At 72.2% G+C, this 17142-nt stretch carries 13 protein-coding genes; 8 read left to right on the top strand and 5 right to left on the bottom strand.

Annotated elements, in window-relative coordinates:
• Positions 1-198: 198 nt before the first annotated feature.
• Both AB0N73_RS05915 and AB0N73_RS05910 read left to right on the top strand, forming a co-directional pair.
• Positions 199-2115 carry a hypothetical protein gene (locus tag AB0N73_RS05915; RefSeq protein ID WP_363561360.1) on the top strand — a complete coding sequence of 639 codons (1917 nt, stop codon included), beginning with the start codon at positions 199-201 and terminating at the stop codon, positions 2113-2115.
• Positions 2115-2900 (top strand): hypothetical protein, encoded by a 786-nt coding sequence (locus tag AB0N73_RS05910; protein ID WP_363561358.1) that lies wholly within the window; start codon positions 2115-2117, stop codon positions 2898-2900. The genes AB0N73_RS05915 and AB0N73_RS05910 overlap by 1 nt, the downstream gene beginning before the upstream one ends.
• 2 nt (positions 2901-2902) lie before the next feature.
• Here the strand turns inward: AB0N73_RS05910 and AB0N73_RS05905 are convergent, their stop codons facing one another.
• The 3 genes from AB0N73_RS05905 to AB0N73_RS05895 form a co-directional block, all read right to left on the bottom strand.
• Positions 2903-3892 (bottom strand): helix-turn-helix transcriptional regulator, encoded by a 990-nt coding sequence (locus AB0N73_RS05905; RefSeq protein ID WP_363561356.1) that lies wholly within the window; start codon positions 3890-3892, stop codon positions 2903-2905.
• Between the two features lie 202 nt (positions 3893-4094).
• Entirely contained in the window at positions 4095-4313 is a 219-nt protein-coding gene (locus tag AB0N73_RS05900) for a hypothetical protein (RefSeq protein WP_363561354.1), read from the bottom strand.
• Positions 4314-4687: 374 nt separating this feature from the next.
• Positions 4688-6922 (bottom strand): DUF2510 domain-containing protein, encoded by a 2235-nt coding sequence (locus AB0N73_RS05895; protein ID WP_363561352.1) that lies wholly within the window; start codon positions 6920-6922, stop codon positions 4688-4690.
• A gap of 173 nt (positions 6923-7095) precedes the next feature.
• Between AB0N73_RS05895 and AB0N73_RS05890 the strand changes: the two genes are divergently transcribed.
• The gene (locus tag AB0N73_RS05890; RefSeq protein ID WP_363561350.1) at positions 7096-8955 is read left to right on the top strand and encodes a S8 family serine peptidase; all 1860 of its coding nucleotides are present in this window, start codon (positions 7096-7098) and stop codon (positions 8953-8955) included.
• Positions 8956-9040: 85 nt separating this feature from the next.
• Complete coding sequence (locus tag AB0N73_RS05885; RefSeq protein ID WP_363561348.1) at positions 9041-9751, top strand: peptidase M23; 711 nt, start codon at positions 9041-9043, stop codon at positions 9749-9751.
• Here the strand turns inward: AB0N73_RS05885 and AB0N73_RS05880 are convergent.
• Positions 9729-10370 carry a hypothetical protein gene (locus tag AB0N73_RS05880; RefSeq protein ID WP_363561346.1) on the bottom strand — a complete coding sequence of 214 codons (642 nt, stop codon included), beginning with the start codon at positions 10368-10370 and terminating at the stop codon, positions 9729-9731. The genes AB0N73_RS05885 and AB0N73_RS05880 overlap by 23 nt on opposite strands.
• Before the next feature lie 45 nt (positions 10371-10415).
• On the opposite strand from AB0N73_RS05880, the gene AB0N73_RS05875 reads away from it, so the two are divergent.
• Entirely contained in the window at positions 10416-11099 is a 684-nt protein-coding gene (locus tag AB0N73_RS05875) for a pentapeptide repeat-containing protein (protein WP_363561344.1), read from the top strand.
• A gap of 147 nt (positions 11100-11246) precedes the next feature.
• On the opposite strand, the gene AB0N73_RS05870 is transcribed toward AB0N73_RS05875, so the two are convergent.
• Positions 11247-12773 carry a LuxR C-terminal-related transcriptional regulator gene (locus AB0N73_RS05870; RefSeq protein WP_363561342.1) on the bottom strand — a complete coding sequence of 509 codons (1527 nt, stop codon included), beginning with the start codon at positions 12771-12773 and terminating at the stop codon, positions 11247-11249.
• Between the two features lie 79 nt (positions 12774-12852).
• Here AB0N73_RS05870 and AB0N73_RS05865 point away from each other — a divergent pair, with 79 nt between their 5' ends.
• The 3 genes from AB0N73_RS05865 to AB0N73_RS05855 all read left to right on the top strand — a co-directional run bounded on the left by AB0N73_RS05865 (position 12853) and on the right by AB0N73_RS05855 (position 17068).
• On the top strand, positions 12853-13272 hold the full coding sequence (locus AB0N73_RS05865; RefSeq protein WP_363561340.1) for a hypothetical protein: 420 nt from the start codon (positions 12853-12855) through the stop codon (positions 13270-13272).
• A 44-nt stretch (positions 13273-13316) separates the two neighbouring features.
• Positions 13317-15125, top strand: a complete 1809-nt coding sequence (locus AB0N73_RS05860) for a sigma-70 family RNA polymerase sigma factor (protein WP_363561338.1) — start codon at positions 13317-13319, stop codon at positions 15123-15125.
• An 83-nt stretch (positions 15126-15208) separates the two neighbouring features.
• Complete coding sequence (locus AB0N73_RS05855; protein ID WP_363561336.1) at positions 15209-17068, top strand: DUF2207 domain-containing protein; 1860 nt, start codon at positions 15209-15211, stop codon at positions 17066-17068.
• Positions 17069-17142: the final 74 nt, after the last annotated feature.

The raw sequence follows: 17142 nt of genomic DNA, 5'->3' as shown, positions 1-17142 counted from the left end.
ACGGCGCCCGCGCGCCCACCGCCACCGCCCACTCGTCGCAAAAGCTGCAAGCCGGGAGCGGGGACCCTGCATAAGCGACGAGTGAACAGGGTGGGAGCCGCGGCCCGCTCGCGATGCCGTGTCCGGAGTTGTCCGGATGCGGCGGATGCGGCCCCGAACGGCGATGTCGCCGTGGCGCCGACTCCTAGCGTCGGATGTGTGAGCCATCTCGACCCGACCCCCGCCGCACCCGCCCGACGCGGCCGCCGCACCCTCATCCTGAGCATCGTCGCCGCGACCATCGTCGCCGCCGTCATCGTCGTCCTCGCGGTGGTGTGGATCGGCGGGCAACGCCCGGGGAACTCGTCCATTCCCGTCGGAGTATCTATCGACGGCGACGCCGTGGCGGTGAACACCGCACCCCTCGACGAGGCCCAGCTGGAGGCGCTCACCGACCTCTCCCCCGCCGGCTACGTGGCGATGCAGCCCTTCGTGGTCGCCAACCACGAGGTGCGCGACGGCGCCGTCAGCTTCGATCTGCTGCTGCCTCTCGACCTTCCCGACGGCGCCTTCGCGACGTTCGCGTACCTCGACACAACGATCGGGCAGTGGACCCCGGTCGCGACCCGCGTCGAGGCCGACCAGCGCACCCTGGTCGCCGCGCCGCCCGCATCGGCGAGCGCGGCGTTCTACCCCGCCGACCAGGTGTGGACCGTCGTCATCGGGGGCGTCGGCGACGCCGTCGACGCCGTGGTGGACGGCATCGACGAGGCCGGAGCTGCGATCACCGACATCGCGGATGCCGCCGGCGAGCACTGGGACCGCGTCATCGCCGACTGGGGCGAGGACTTCGCGCTCGGCTCGCAGTGGTTCATGCGCGTGCAGCGCGACCTGCTGGGCACCGGCGCCGACACCCCCGCCTGCGAGCCCGACGCCGACGGCGCCGTGCCGTGGGTCGCCGACACCTTCACCTCCGACAACGCCATGATCGAGGGCCTCGGTATCGAGGGCGGAAACGCCGCCGTCCTCATCTGCGTCGGCCCCGACCCGGTCGACCCCTCGCTCCTGCAGGTGCGGGCATCCGCCAACCGTTCCTACGGCTTCCCGGTGCGCGTCGCGGACGGCATCGTCCCCGCATCCGCCGGCATGGATGCCCTCGAGCCCTCCACCTCGACGCTCATCGGCGCCGCCTACAGCGCGATCGCCAGCGGCGTCGACCTGCTCCTGAACCCCGGTGCGTTCATCCTGCCCGGGCAGACCTACTCGCTGAGCGTCGACGAGGCCACCGTGCGCGCGTCGCACCAGCAGACCTCGACCGACCGCATCGTCGAGTATCCGCTGCCCGCCTTCCCCCAGGTGCTGCTCTCCGGCTTCCTCGGCGCGGCGCTCGAGGAGCTCGACCCCGAGGACTTCTTCGCTGGCGCGATGGGGGTCTTCTTCCTCGCACGCGACTGCGATGTCACGCAGTGGTCCGCCGGCACCGCGTGGTCCGAGCTCGCGGGCAGCATCTCGACCTGCCTCGAAGCGCTCGACTCCGACGCGTTGCAGAACGCCGCATCGGATGTGGCGCGCTCCGTCGCGGAAGACGCCGACGATGCCGCATCCGCCGACGCCGCAGCGGCCTTCGTCTCGGGCGGTGCCGAGAAGGCCCGCCGGCTGATCGGGAAGCTCACGTGGCTGGCGCTGTTCTCGGCCGCGCAGACCGTCTCCGACCACATCAACGACGTCGGCATCGAAGAGCTCACCGAGCGGCCCGCCTGGTTCGTCGACGCCACCGTCACCGCCGCGCCCGACGATCGCTGGGAGGATGCGGCCGGCACCTGGTGCGGTATCGTCGCCCCCTGCTTCGAGCTCGTGCTCGGCACCACGCAGACGGAGTGGGGCACCAGCACCGTCGCGTACGACCGCATGATGGGCGACTGCTTCGCCGGATCCTCGACCGAGGACCCCGGCTCGGGCGCCAGCATCGTGTACTGCCCGGCCGGAGCGGCGACGCCCAGCGACGTCCCCGGACTCGAGCCCGGCCTCCCGCCCGGCGACGACGACCCGGCGTTCGATCGCCTCTTCATCTACCAGGGCTACGGCGCGATCGCCTGGTTCCGCAGCACCGACCTCGACGCAGTGAAGGCCTCCTGATGCTCTCGTCCCCCGCCACCGCCCGCACCGCCCTGATCAGCGCCGCCCTGATCGCGACGCTCGCACTCGCCTCCTGCGCCGCGGGCCCCGCCGGCCCCGCCGCCGACACAGGTGCCGAAGCGCCCCACGCCATCGCCGCGACGCCCGCGCCGAGTTCCTCGCCGTCGCCGACCGCGGCCGCCGCGACGTGGCCGCTGCCCGCCAGCTGGACCACCGACATCCCGCCGCTCACCGGCCTCACGGTGCTCTGGACCTCGGTCGCGATCGGCGTCGACGGCATGCTGCGGGAGGTGACGTTCGTCGTCGAGGGCGTGCACGACGCCGAGGTCGATGGGTGGATCGCGACTCTGCCCGATGTCCCCGCCACGACCCACGCGGACTACTCGACGATCACCGGCGATACAGAGATCCGCCTCAGCTCCGGCTCCCCCGTGAGCCAGACAGCCGGCGATCTGCCGGCAGGATGGCGCGAGACGCTGCCGCTGGGTCCGGCCGACATGGTCTACGCGTTCGCCGGCGTCGAGTACGAGGTGCTGACCGACGGTTCCACGCCGAACCCTCCGAGCATCAATCTCACGCTGGATTCCCGCAACCGGGTGACGGCGTACCGCGCGTGGCTCGAGGCGCAGCCCTCGTGGACGGTGACGTTCGCCGACGACAACTGGTTCAACGCCGAGAACGCCGACTTCGCCGTGAGCGGCATGACCTCCACCGATGGCACCGACGAGCTGACCATCACCCCGCTCCGGTGGGATCTGCCCGGTCTCGACGCGCTGCGCCCGTAGCGTCAGACGTGCGCGGGATGCGGCGGGGCATCCCGCGGCACCTCGCGCGGCGGGCGACGGAAGAGCACGGGTCGCGACCGGCCGAGCGGCGCCCGGCGGTCGAGCCACGCGACGAGCGCGGGCGCGGCGGCCAGGGCGATGAACCCCGTGATGAGCTTGTCGAGCACGGAGGTGACGATGTTCGACGAGAACAGGGCCACCCCCAGTCCCCCGCCGACGGTGAGCAGCCGCTCGATCATCGACTCGCTGGCCGGATGCGTCGTGAGGCCGTGGTGGAAGATGAGCGTCATCGGCACCGAGACGGCCGTGCAGCTGACCGCGACGATCATGTTGAGCGCGAGGAAGCGCACCGGCGAGCGCCCGAGGCCCCACCGGCGCACGCCGTAGGCCCAGATGAGCGCTCCCACGACGTTAACGAGGGCGTACGGCATCCCCACGAAGGACTGCTCGATCAGCGCTCCGGCCGCGTGGGTGCCGACCGCGACGGCGACGCCGAACCACGGTCCGAGGGCGATCGCCGCAACAGCCGTGCCGATCATGTCGAGGTAGAGCGGCAGGCCGAGAAGCAGGATGGTGCGCCCGCCCACGAGGTTCACCGCGACGCACAGCAGCACGATCAGTGCGGCGAGCCCCATCCGCGCCGTCAGGGGGAGCGACGGTGCCGGCGCAGGCAGGATCAACGGCACGGGCTGTTCGGATGCGGGGGCCGCGACCGTCCGCGCCCGAAGGCAGCGCTGCCGCCACCGCTCGGTCTCGGCCTCATCCGCGCCGAGCGCGCGCACGATCTCGGCCACCAGCGCGGGATTGAGGCGCGTGCGCCCCGGCCGGAACGCGTCGTAGACGGTGGAGCGTGCGATGCGGGATGCGGCAGCCGTCGCCCCGCGGGCCTCGCGGTCACGCGCGATGCGGGCAGCGATCTCGCCGTACGACACGTCTCCCGCGTCGAGCCGCAGTCGCTGCAGGTCGCCGACGATGCTCTCGTCCCCCACCATCGCTTCGCCTCCTCAGATGCCCGCTCACATCATGCCGCACAATGCGCCCCGGTCGTCGGGGCCGACCGGGGCGCACGGCACGAGCCTTCGCGGGGATCTGTGCAGCCCCATCCTGAGCGGGCGCGGCAGCCGTCGAACGGCGAAGGGGCCGGATTTCACTCGCTATCTCACCCGCGCTCAGCGCAGGACGCGAGCGCGCGGGCTACCGCGTCAGCAACGCCGCGGCGACCACCGCGACGACGCCGAGCGCGAGCAACGAGACGCCCACATAGAGCGACCAGTGGGGACGCTGCGAGAGCTGGCGACGGATCTTCCGACGGTGACGTTCGCGGGCGCGCGCCTTGGCCCGATCCTCGGATGTGGTCGACTTTCGCGATTCGACGCTCGATCGGTACTGCGAACGGGTGGGACTCGTATCCATGGTGTCCCCCAAGGACAAAACGGGTGATTGGCGCAACGTAACGAGCCGGATGCCGAGCAGACTACCGACCCTTGATTGCGCGCCGGTTGCAGGCACGTAATGTTTCGCCGACGCGCAGGTCGACCGCACCATCGGGGCCAGGAGGAGCGTCCCACACACCGCGAGGACGCGAGGGGCATCGTAACCACTCAAATCAACGGTTGTCTGTCCCCACAACGGCGGACATCTGTGCTTACATTCATGAGGACGCCTGCTCCCCGCGAAGGCTCGGGCGTCTACCCGAGCGAGACGAGGCCCAGCCTCCACCGCTTCTGCCCCCTTCCTGCTGTGCTGCAGGAAGGGGGCACATCTCTGTCGCGACGCGACGCGATCGATTACGGCGTGCGGTAGTTCTGCAGTGCGTCGTCGCGCACCCAGGCGCCGTCCTCCACCCGCTCGGCCGAGCCGGTGAACTCGGCGTCGCTGATCAGCAGATAGCGGTTGCCCTCAGGGGTGTCGTTCCACGTCGTGTCGACCGCCCACCACGACCCGTCGATCAGCACCTTGTTCCACGCGTGGCGCCCGGCCGAGAACACGTCACCCGTCACGTAGACGGTCTCGACACCCGCCGCGTTCATCAGGGTCGCGTAGGCGAAGGAGTAGCCGGCGCACACCGCGGTGCCCTGCTCGAGGGCACCGTCGGCACGCCAGGCGTGCTCGAAGCCGTCGATCGAGCCGGTGGCGTCACGACTGGCGAGAGCCGTGTAGTCGTACTCCACGTTCGCCGTCACCCAGTCGTTGATCGCGACCGCCTTGTCGCGGGCGGACATGCCCTCGGTGACCACCGACGCGAGGATTCCGTCGACGGACGCCTTGATCGATTGCTGGATGCGGGTGCGTTCCGCCTCATCCATGTCGTACTCGAGCCAGAGCACCGTGCTGTCGGCCGACTCGCGCGTGCCGTAGGAGCCCACACCCACGACGTAGGCGTTCTGCGACTGCGCCTCCTCGAGCGCGTCGTAGAGCGACTGGGCGCCCGCCGCCCGCGCGAACGCGGTCACGTCGACGAAGCGGGTACCGGCGATCATGTGACCGGCGAGGAAGCGCACGTAGTCGTCCGACCCGTACACGGAGTAGGCGACATCCGCCGGCTCGGTCGCGGGGGTGCTGTCGATCGTCACCTCTTCGAGCGACTTGCTGATGACGGTCGAGCCGCCGGTGGTCGGCACAGCGGCCGCGGCCCGCGCGTTGTAGTCCGCCCGGAACGCCTCGGTGTCGAAGGCGGGATCGGCGCCGGACCACTCCACACGATGGGTCAGTTGCGTGCCGACACCCTGGAACGACACCGTCAGCAGACGGTTGCCGGTCCACTCGATCCCGCCCTCGGGGATGACCGCCTGCGTCTGGCGCGTCAGGCCGTCGAGGCTCGTGAAGGCGAATCGCGGGGGCACCGCGCGCAACTCCTGCTCGTCGAACACGAGCGTCTCACCGCCCATGGCGTACTCCGCGACCTCGTACGGCAGCGCCTGGGTGACCTCGTCGGCGTCGGCGGTCGCGACCCGTGAATACCGGTCGCCGTCGTTGGCGATGACGCCCCAGCGGTACGCGCTGGTCTCGTAGGACCAGCTGTCCTCCTGCGCACCCAGCGCGCTGATCTCATCCGCGCTCTCCCCGCTGAACGACACGAGGTTCACGTTCTGCTTGTCGCCGAGCGCGCTGGTCTCGAAATCGTCCTCGCTCGACCACGTGGTCTCGGAGGTCGTACCGAGCACGGAGTACAGCCGCCCCGACGAGTTGTCGCTCACCTGCGCGAAGCTGCCCACCACGATGTACTCGGTCGCGCCCTCCACCGGCGCCCAGCTGAGCTCCAGCGCCCCGGACTCGGCGTCCGCCGACACCTGGACGGAGGGCTCGGTGAACCCGGTGCCCTCGGTCGTGACCTTGGTCACGACCGGCGTCTCGAGCGGCTCGCCGTGCTCGTCGACGTGCCGCACGAAGTAGTACTCGGGCTCGAGGCCCCAGCTCTGCCAGTCGGCGCTCGGCGACATGAGGGCCACGGGCTCCGAGCGCCCCGGCACCGTCTCCTCGCGCGACTCGTTCGGGCGGATGCTGAGGTCGGCGCCGGGATCCGACTGGAACACCGACACACTGGCCCGCTCCGTCAGCGCCGGGTCGAGGAACAGCTCGAACGCCCAGTCGCTGCGCAGGCTCTTGCCGCTGCGGGCGTCGAAGTCGTACTTCGCCGGGAACGTGAGCGACGATCGCGTCGACACGTTCAGCAGCGGCTCGGTCATCGCGTAGCCCCGGTCCGCCACCGGCTCGGCGTCGGTGGGCAGCGCGAACTGCCGGTCGAGGCCGAGGAAGCCGCGGATCGCGACGACCGAGAACGTGAGCACCAGCGCCACGACCAGCGCGACCGCCACCCCGACGATGATGCCGATCTTCTTGCCGCGGCCCTTCTTCGGGGTCGCGATCTCCGGCTCCGCCGCCGGCGCCGTCGCCGGCTCCGCGGCCGGAACGGGCGCCGCAGCCGGCGAAGCCGCGTGCACGTGCTCGGTCCACTGCGCGCCATCCCACCAGCGCTGCCCCGGCGCTCCGGACGGATCGGGGTACCAGCCGGCTTCTGCCATGGGATCGCTCGCCTTCACTCACGGTGCAGGCAGATCGTCCACCGCCCCCACACGGATCGAACTTCGACCGTAACAGCGGGCTCCGGCTGCGAATCGGTTATGCACAGCTCGCCGGGCACGTAGAACTACCCATCCGACACCGCGACATCTCAGCAGATCCCTAGCCTTCCCTCGTGACCTCTCGCATGATCGCGGCCGTGACCGCCGCCTCCCTCATGGCTCTGGGCGCCGTCGCCCTGCCGACCGCCGCCCACGCCGCTCCGGCCGACACGAGCTGCCGCACCATCCCGGTCGACGCCGACCCCTTCCTGAAGTCCGATGCGGCGCGCGACGAGTTCGGCGTCGACGGCACGGGCGTGAAGGTCGGCATCATCTCCGACTCGTACAACGTCAACACCCCGGCCACCCCGAACAACCCCAAGAGTCTGGCCCTCACGAGCGCCGACGAGAACGTCGCCGACGGACTGCTGCCCGGTGCCGGGAACCCGTGCGGCTACACCCAGGAGGTCACCGTCCTGCGCGAGTTGGTCGCCGCGAAGGACGAGAAGGTGGCGATCGGCACCGACGAGGGCCGCGCCATGGCGCAGATGGTGCACGGCATCGCCCCGGGCGCCGAGCTGTACTTCGCCTCGGCGGGCGTCGGTGTGCTCGACACGTCGGGCGCCATCCAGCTGCTCATCGACGCCGGCGTCGACATCATCGTCGACGACGTGATCGGCTTCGACGAGCCGTGGTTCCAGCAGTCCGCCGCGGGCACCATGATCGAGCACGCCACCGCGCTCGGCATCACCTACTTCACCGCCGCCGGCAACAACAACGCGTACGCGCTACGCCCGACTGCCGGCCAGTCGTACTCCCCCGTGTCGGGATGGCGTACCTCGGCGTACCGCCCCACGGCGTGCGAGCCGACGGTCGAGGCCAGCATCCTGGCGGCCTACCCCGGACGCACGGTCGACTGCATGGACTTCGATCGCGACCCGTCCACCACCGACGCCGTCTCGACCTACGAGACCCTGCCGATCGAGATGGAAGCGATTCCCGGCACGGCCGACACGGTGCTGCCGCTGGCATTCCAGTGGGGTGAGCCGTGGGGCGGCGCCAAGGCCTCGTTCGGCATCACCACGACGACCAACCTGGGGACGACGGTGTTCACCTCCGAGAACAGCCCGACGGTTCCCGAGCCGGCTTCCGGCGTGCCGTACTTCGATGCATACGCCGAGTTCGACACGACCGGTCACGACACGTCGAACCTCGACACCGACCTCGTCGAGCTCGAGGTCAGCATCTTCCGCTTCACCGACGGCGCCCCCGAGACCCTCATCGAGCCGCCCATCGGCTTCATCTCGACCATCGACGGATTGCAGTGGGCCGTCTCGGCCGAGTACTGGCGCTCCGAGGGCCCGGATGTGGTCGGCGCCACGGTCTCGGGGCACAACGGCGCCCCGGCAGCCCTCACGGTCGCCGCCGCCGGCGTCGAACTCGACGGAGCGATCGAGGCCTTCAGCTCGGTCGGCCCGGTGACCTACTTCTTCACGCCGCAGAACGACACCTTCACGGCGGAACGCCTCGCCGAGCCCATCACGCACGCCAAGCCCAACATCCTCTCGATCGACGGCGCCCGCCAGAACGCGCTGGCGAGTGACGCCGAGACCGCCGTGGGGATCTACCGGTTCGAGGGCACCTCGGCGGCATCGCCCAACGCCGCCGGCGTCGCGGCGCTCGCGCTGCAGATGAACCCCGCGCTCACGCCGGCCGACGTGCGCCGGCTGATCACCGAGACCGCCACACCCGTCGCGTCGCCGTACCCGGTGATCCCGGCGGCGGATGTGGTCGGCGCCGGCCTCATCGACGCACGGGCCCTCGTCGCCGCGGTCGAAGCCGCCCTGCCCGTGCCGCCCACGCCCAGCGACCGCCCGGTGCTGGCCGCCACGGGTGGCACCGAGCCCACCGGTGTGCTCGCCCTCGGTGCGCTCACGCTGCTGCTGGGCGCCGGAGCCGTGGCGCTGCGCCGCCGCACCGTGCGACAGAGCTGAGGGAGCCCGCTCGGGCATCCCTCAGCCGCTCGCCGTACGCTGGGCGCACGCGCCACCGCGCGACACCCACTCGGAGGGCGAACGGATGCACGCACGCACCTCCGCGCGCCGGCGCCGGCCCCGCAGCCGGTCCCGGCGTCGGCCGCGCCGGGGGCCGCGCCGCTCGCTGCTCGCCGCGGTGATCATCGCGCCGATCCTGACGATCGTGGCCCTGGTGCTTCTCGGCGGCTACGCCCTCGCCGCCTTCAGCGACGCGTTCGACGAGGCCCTCACCCCGGCGCTCGTGCCGGATGCGGCGCACCCGCCCGCCGAGGCGGCGCCGAACATCGCCGGGTACGGCGCCGAGCAGTTGGGCAACGCCTGCACGATCCTCGCCGCCGGGCGCGACCTCGGCTTCGACGAGCGCGATCAGACGATCGCCGTCATGACGGCGATGGGCGAGTCTTCGCTGCGCAACATCGACTACGGCGACTGGGAGACGAGTGGCGTGACGAACCCGGACGGGTCGCGCACCACCTCGATCGGCCTCTTCCAGCAGCAGGACAGCTGGGGGTCGCGCGAAGCGCGCCTCGACCCGTACACCGCCGCATCCATCTTCTACGGGGCGATGGCGGACCGCGTGCCCGACCGGGCGTCGATGGAACCGACGATCGTCGCGCACGACACCCAGATCAACGCCGACCCGTACCACTACGCCCGGTACTGGGACCGGGCCGTGCGCGTCGTCGCCGCGCTCGCGGGCACTCCGATCGGCACCGACCGCACCGACGGCATCACGCTCTGCCCCGCGTCCTGATCCTCCGCCCGCGGGAGACGAGCGTCTGGACGATCAGCACCACGAGGAGCAGCACCGAGAACAGCGGCAGCGTGACCGCGCCGAGCGCCAGCAGCGTGCCGACCGGGTAGTCGACGTTGCCGCCCCGACCGAGTCCCACGGAGCCGGCGCCGAAGCTGTCGCCCGCCAGGAGGAACTGCCCCTCATAGGCGTCCATCGCCGACACGCACACGATCTCGACCTCACCCGGCGCCGCGGGGACCGCGCGCAGCACCTGCCGGAATCCGTCGCGCGGCGTCATCCACCAGAGCACGTCGTCCCAGTCGGGGGTCGCGCCCGCGAACAGGGGCACGTCGTGACCTGCCGCGTCCGTGCCGGTGCACTCGGCGAGGCCGAGGAGGGCTGCCGGCCCCGACGCCCACACGCCGACGCTCTCGCCCGCCGCGGCATCGACCACCGAGATCTCGCCGAGCGGCACCGGCGCGGCATCCGCCACCGAGGACGCCACGGGCAGCACCCACAGCATCCAGATCAGCGCTGCGCCTCCGACGCAGGCCCCGAGCAGCACCCACAGCATGATCCGACGGTCGCGCAGCGTCGGGCCCGTCGATGCGGCGGAAGGACGAGCGGCATCGGGCACGCGTCGAGCTTACGAGCCGGTCGGGCACCCTCGTACACTTCACGGGTGACGAGCCGCACCACCCGACGCCCGCCCTCCGACGGCCCGCGCGCCCCGCGTCTGCACCCGATCGCCGAGGTGACCCGCGAAGCGCTCGACCCCGCCGATGTGCTCACGCACACCAACCTCGAACTCGTCGAGCTGACGGGAGATCTGACCGGCGTCGACCTGACCGGCGTCGGGCTCGGCGAGTCGCGGCTCGTCGACATCACGGCGCGCGAGCTCACCCTCGGCGCGACGTCCTTCGTCGACACCGTGATCGAACGCCTGGACGTGCCCGCGCTGACCGGCCCCTCGGGCGCGCTTCGCGACGTCACCCTCACCGACTCGCGCATCGGCTCGGCCGACCTCTCCAACGCCACGTGGCGATCGGTGCATCTCGTGGGCTGCCGGCTCGGCTACGTCAACCTCCACGGGTCGCGCCTGACCGACGTGCTGTTCACCGACTGCACGATCGACGAGCTCGACCTCACCGCCGCCGTCGCCGAGCGCGTCGCCTTCGCCGGCACGAGCCTGCGGGCCCTCACCGTGCAGCAGGCGCGACTGACCGACGTCGATCTGCGCTCCCTCGACCCCGGCCGCATCGACGGCATCGAGGGCCTCCGCGGGGCGACGCTGAACAGCCGTCAGCTGGATGCCGTCGCCCCGGCCCTCGCGCGGGCCCTCGGCATCCACATCGTCGACGCGTGAACGATTCGTTCGCATGGATGTGACGTCCATGTGCTATCAATGACATCTGAGCGCGCGCTCCCCGCGAAGGCCCGTGCGCTCATCACCCGAGCTGGGGGGCGCTTCGCCTCGATCAGCCGCGAAGGCCCCTCCCCGGAGGGGCCTTCGTCATTCCTGCGGCGGGCCGGCGGCGACGAAGAAGCCCGAGGCTTCCAAACGGTCGAGCGCGTCCTGCTTGCCGGCCACGCCGATCTTCGCGTAGAGCCGACGCAGCTGCGTCTTCACGGTGTTCGTCGACACCGTGAAGGCTGTCGCGATCCCGGCGACCGTCGCGTGATCACGGAGCGCCCACGCCACCGCATGCTCGCGTCGGGTCAGCGGCGGCATGGCGGGCGCTGCCTCCGGCAGCTGCGGCAGACGCCTCCACCGGGAAGCGAGTGTACGCGCGGTGTCGGCGAGATGCGGCCGATCGTCGGCGCACCTCTCGAGCAGGTCGCAGAGCTCCTCCGAGGCGACGCCCACCGGCGCCAGCACCGTGCCCTCGCCGACCTGCTGGGCGATCGCCACCGCCTCGTCGACGGCGAGGGACGCGGCCTGCGCGTCGCCGAGGCGGGTGTGCGCCACGGCACGCACCAGGAGCATCCCGGGGAACGTCCTGCGGCTGTGCCGTGGCCCCGACCGCAGGCAGGCCTCGGTGGCGCGCAGCGCAGCGCGAGGTTCGCCGAGGCCCAGATGCGCCACCGCCCGCGCGCCCTCCACGCACACCACGTGGTGCGCCGTCGAGGACTCCCCCTGCCACAGCGCCAGCGCCCGCCACGACTCTCCGCGCACGATGTGCGCGGCCGAGACCCATTCGCCGGCCAGCTGTCGCAGCAGCACCGGGAGCGAGTCGGACTCGATGCCGTTCATAAGTGCGCCGTCACCGAGTGCCTGCTCCGGGGCACCGGACAGCACTCCCGCCGCGGACGCCGCGATCCCCGCCATGACCCGCGCCCACGGGATCGGAGTGCGAGCGAGCGTCGCCGTGTTCGCCCGCAGTCGCAGGACATCCGACCTGGCCACCGCCACCACCATCTCGGCGCACAACGCGGCGGGCGTCGGCAGCCCCGGTGCGTCGGCCACCGCCTGCCGCGCGATCCGGCCCGCCTCGCCATACCGGCCCTCCAGGGCCAGAACGACCGCCCGGAGGCCGGCCGCGCGCTCCTGCGCGCCGAGGTGCCCGGCTGCCGCATCCGAGGCGCGTCGAGACGCATCGACGGCGACTCCCAGATCGCCCCCGAGCACCGCCACCTCGGCGATCGCGGCCCAGAACGCCGACGCGTCCGCGGGTGTCACCCCGAACAGACCGTCGGCCACGCGCGACGTCTCGGCCGCCGCGAGCTCCGCCGCCGCACCGAAGGCACCCGCCCGCACCCGGGCCAGCACCATGCCCGTGGCGAGCACGGTCCGCGCACCGACATCGAGCCCGGTGAGCACCGACGCACCCGCCCCCGCCAGCGCGGCCAGCTGCGCGCCCACGTCGTGCCCCCGCGGCGATGCCACCTCCGCCACGACGACGAGCGCGGCCTCGATCAGTCGTTCTGTGGGCGCCCCCGCGCGCCCCGCACCCGCACCCGCACCCGCATCCTGCATCGCGTACACCCGTCCCCCGTTCCGCCGGGGTCGGACGACCTCGACACCACTGAGACGGGGCACGGCCCGAATCGTGACGCGGATCCCGGAGATTTCTTCCGCGCGCCGCGTCACGAAACCGCGCGGCGCTCATCTCCCAGGTATGCGTGTCACTCCTGCTCCCCGCGTCCCGCTCGCTTCCAGAGGCGTCGAACTCGACTTCCGATCGCGCCGCCGGGTCGTGCTGCGCCGACTGCGCCGCGGCCCTCACCGCGCGCTGCCGGCCACCCGCATCCTGATCCGGGGTGCGGACGTGACGATCCACGGCTCCACCGCTGCGACATCGTGGCGCCGCGGTGAGGTGCGATTCGCGGCGCCGCCGACCGCCGACTGGCCGTGGTGGGAGGGGCCGCGGCAGTGCCTCTTCGTGACCGTCGGCGACGACGCGACGCTCATCGTCGACTGCGACCGGTTCGCGCCCGACGTCTTCCGCGCCCTCGTGCGGCACCTCCGCAACTTCGAGGCCATCGGAGACGCTGCGCCCGCCGAGATGGCCGGCGCGACAGCCCGTCTCGTACACTGATGGCGCACGTCGATCCACCGCTCAGACCCGAACCGAGCACCCGCATGACCCTCACCACGTCCTCCGACGACGCCCTCGTGGAGCGCGTCCGCGAGACCGACGCGGCCGCCTACGGCGAGCTCTGGCTCCGCCACTCCGCTGCCGCGCACGCGGTGGCGCGCGCGTACTCGTCGCTCGACTCCGACGACCTCGTCGCGGAGGCGTTCGCACGCATCCTCGCCGCCATCGCCCGCGGCGCAGGTCCGCAGATGGGGTTCCGCCCCTACCTGCTCACATCCGTGCGCAATGTCGCCGCCGAATGGGGCGCGCGCGAGCAGCGCGCCGATGCCGCCGACCTCGAAGACGCCGAACACGCATCCGCCCCCGCCGCCGAACACGAGGCTCTGTCGGCGCTCGAGAACTCGGCGGCAGCAGTCGCGTTCCGCTCCCTGCCCACGCGCTGGCAGGAAGCCCTGTGGTTCAGCGAGGTCGATGGACTCAAGCCGCGCCAGTTCGCGCCTCTTCTCGGTCTCGCCCCCAACGCAGCCTCCGCTCTCGTCGTGCGCGCCCGACGGGGATTCCGCGACGCATGGATCGGCACCCAACTGCGCACCGCGGGCTCGGACGAGTGCCGCACGACGATCGGTCTCCTCGGCTCGCACACGCGCGGCGCCCTCTCACGACGCGACGCGCGCACCGTCGACGCGCATCTCGACACCTGCGACGGATGCGCGATCGCCTGGGCCGAGGCCCGCGATGTGGCATCGCGGCTCGCACTCGTCCTGCTGCCGATCGTGGTGGGCGTCCCCGCCACGGCGGCGTACGCGGCCTGGACGCAGTCGGCGGGCAGCCAGGCGGTGTCTGTGGCGATCGCCGCGGGTACGGAAGCGGCCCCCGCATCCTCGGCATCCCGGTTCACGCGTCTGCGATCCCGCCGCGTGACGACGGCCGCGGCCGTCGCCGCTGTGGTCGCCGTCGCCGGGATCATCGGCGTCGCGGCGGCGCAATCCGGCTCGGGCCCGCAGGAGGCGGCGGTCGAGTCGGTTCTCGCCGCCCCGCCGACGCTCGACGATCCGGCACCCTCCGCCGCCGAACCCGAGCTCGTGCCCGACATCACGATCGTCGCGGAGCCCGCGCCGACGCCCACTCCGAGACCGACGCCGACGCCGACGCAGACACCGACGCCGCCCGAGGCCGCCCCCGCGCTGGCGCCAGACCCCGCGCCGACCTCCTCGCCCCTGCCGACGTCCGCACCCTCGCCGACGCCAACACCCGAACCCACACCCGCTCCCGCGCGCCCGGCGGCGCCGACCATGACGGCCGACCTCAGCGCCGGCCCGACGGTGTACCCACTGCTCGCGGGGTCGGACGCCGTCCCCGCAGCCGCCATCGAGGTGCTCGACGGCGACGGCACCGTGTGGGGCCGCACCGCGGCCGACGACGCCGGCGCATGGCAGGTGTCCGACCTGTCGGGCGGGGCCTGCACGACGGATGCGGCCGCGTACCTGCCCGCCGGCGACCACACGCTCGCCGTGCGTCAGATCGTCGAGGGCGTCGCGTCGGAACTCGGAACACCCACGGCGGTCACGGTCGCCGCTCCCCCCTCGATCACCGCTCCCGCGGACGGCGCCGAGGTGGCCGGCACCGGCTTCATCCTCACCATCACGGGCGAGCCCGGCGCATCCGTGCAGCGCATCAAGCTGCCCGATGCGGCGCCGTGTCGACCGACTCCGATGCTGCTCGACGCGACCGGCGTCTTCTCGCAGGAGTTCACCGTCCCCGACCGGGGCGTGTTCGTTCTCGGTGCGCGCTACATCGACGCCGTCTCCGGCCGCCACGGGCCCGCGGTGTTCACGCGACTGACCGCGTACTGACCCGCGGCTTCCGCCGCCGCCGTCGCCGGCTCTCCCCCGCGCGGGGGATCCGCCGGCGGGAGCGGGGTGGTTACGGTCGAAGTATGGCCCTTCGAATCCGAGCCCTGCTCGCCGCCGCCGCGATCGGCGCCGCGACGCTGCTGACCGCGGCCGTCGTGCCCGCCGATGTCGACGACTTCACGTTCGACGAGTTCCACGCCGACATGGCGCTCAGCCGCGCCGACGATGGACACGCCGAACTGACGGTCACCGAGACGATCGTCGCCCGGTTCCCCGACGAGGACCAGAACCGCGGCATCGTGCGGGCGATCCCCGACGACTACGACCGCGTGCCGCTGCACACCGAGGTGACGAGCGTGACCGGGGCCGATGGCGCCGAGATCCCGCACGAGATCACCCGCGACGGCGATGTGATCGTCGTCGCCACCGGCGACGACTCGTACGTCCGCGGCCAGCAGACGTACGTCATCACGTACACGCAGCGCGACACGATCCGCGCGTTCGCCGACACCGGCGCCGACGAGTTCTACCGCGACATCAACGGCACCGAGTGGGAGCAGCCGTTCGGATCGGTGAGCGCGACCATCACCGTCGACCCCGCGCTGACGGACGCACTCACCGGCGACGCCGCCTGCTACCTGGGCGCGTACGGCTCGAGCGACACCTGCGAGATCCCGTCGCGCACCGACGCCCAGGGCGCCACGCAGTTCTTCCCCGAGGCCTACAACCTGGAGGCCGGCGAGAACGTCACCGCCGCGTTCGCGTTCGCGCCCGGCACCTTCGTGCCCGGCGAGGTCGTGCTCACCAGTGGCGAGACGTTCGCCATCGACGCGGCACCGCTGTTCCGGGCCGGGTCGATCGGCGCGCTCGTGCTCGCCGCCCTCGCCGGAGCCGGCGTGCTCCTCGGCCGCCGACAGGGCAGGGATGCCGCCGGGCGCGGCGTCATCGTCGCCCAGTACGACGCCCCCGCCGACCTCACCGTCATGGAGGCCGCGCACCTCGTGGGACGCGGGACGACCGCCGTGCCCGCCGCGATCATCGACCTCGCCGTCGCCGGGCACCTCCGCATCCTCGTCGGAGACGACGAGACCGATCTGACCCTCGAGTACGCCGCCCCCAGCGACGTCGCCGCCCGCCAGGAGGTGCTCGACGCGCTGTTCGGCGGCGCCGCCCGCACCGGGCGCCGCGTGGCGCTGAAGAAGCCCGATGCCGAGGTCGCCAAGCGCCTGGCCGCCGTGTCGGCGTCGGCGCGAGACGCCCTCGTCCGACGCGGCCTCACCGGCGCGCCCCGCCGGGGCCTGTCGGGCATCGCGATCGCCCTCGCCGTGGTCGCTTTCGTCGGCGCGCTCGTGAGCCTCGTCTTCACCGCCACAGCCAGCAATGCCGGCCGGCTGGTCGGGCTCGACATCCCGTTCGGACCGCTGGCCATCGTCGCGCTCGTCGTGTCGATCACCGTCGCCATCCTCTCGTTCGTGTTCTTCCGCTGGGGACACCGCGTGACGGATGCGGGAGCCGATGCCCGCGATCACCTCGAGGGGCTGAAGGTGTACCTGGATCTCGCCGAGACCGACCGCATCCGCATGCTGCAGAGCCCCGAGGGGGCCGAGCGGCGCGCCGGGGTCGATCCGAGCGACCCGCACCAGGTCATGCACCTCTACGAGAAGCTCCTGCCGTACGCCGTGATCTGGGGCGTGGAGAAGGACTGGGCGGATGTGCTCAGCACCAAGGTCGACGAGCTGGGCGTGCAGCCCGGCTGGTACGCCGGCGACCGCGGGTTCTCGGCCGTGTACCTGGGCGTCGCGCTGTCGACCCTGCGCACCAACACCAACCCGGTCACCGCGAGCTGGGCCGCCGCCGGCGCCGGCAGCAGCTCGACCGGCGGATCGTTCGGCGGCGGGTTCTCGGGCGGCGGCATGGGCGGTGGAGGAGGCGGCGGGCGCTGATCCCGCCCCGCGCATGGTGCGCGCACAGCCGCATCCGTAAGACTGGGGGCACCGCCCCTTTTCTCCGGAAGGCA

This window comes from Microbacterium sp. NPDC089189 (assembly GCF_040685095.1).
In the GTDB taxonomy this organism is placed as follows: domain Bacteria; phylum Actinomycetota; class Actinomycetes; order Actinomycetales; family Microbacteriaceae; genus Microbacterium.
Note: the sequence above shows the minus strand (reverse complement) of the source record. Positions and strands in the feature narration are given on the sequence as shown.

Excerpts from the sequence above, each read along its gene's own strand:
- AB0N73_RS05885 (WP_363561348.1), top strand. The coding sequence starts at position 9,041 with ATGCACGCACGCACCTCCGCGCGCCGGCGCCGGCCCCGCAGCCGGTCC.
- AB0N73_RS05865 (WP_363561340.1), top strand. The coding sequence starts at position 12,853 with ATGCGTGTCACTCCTGCTCCCCGCGTCCCGCTCGCTTCCAGAGGCGTC.
- AB0N73_RS05855 (WP_363561336.1), top strand. The coding sequence starts at position 15,209 with ATGGCCCTTCGAATCCGAGCCCTGCTCGCCGCCGCCGCGATCGGCGCC.
- AB0N73_RS05895 (WP_363561352.1), bottom strand. The coding sequence starts at position 6,922 with ATGGCAGAAGCCGGCTGGTACCCCGATCCGTCCGGAGCGCCGGGGCAG.
- AB0N73_RS05900 (WP_363561354.1), bottom strand. The coding sequence starts at position 4,313 with ATGGATACGAGTCCCACCCGTTCGCAGTACCGATCGAGCGTCGAATCG.
- AB0N73_RS05910 (WP_363561358.1), top strand. The coding sequence starts at position 2,115 with ATGCTCTCGTCCCCCGCCACCGCCCGCACCGCCCTGATCAGCGCCGCC.
- AB0N73_RS05860 (WP_363561338.1), top strand. The coding sequence starts at position 13,317 with ATGACCCTCACCACGTCCTCCGACGACGCCCTCGTGGAGCGCGTCCGC.
- AB0N73_RS05905 (WP_363561356.1), bottom strand. The coding sequence starts at position 3,892 with ATGGTGGGGGACGAGAGCATCGTCGGCGACCTGCAGCGACTGCGGCTC.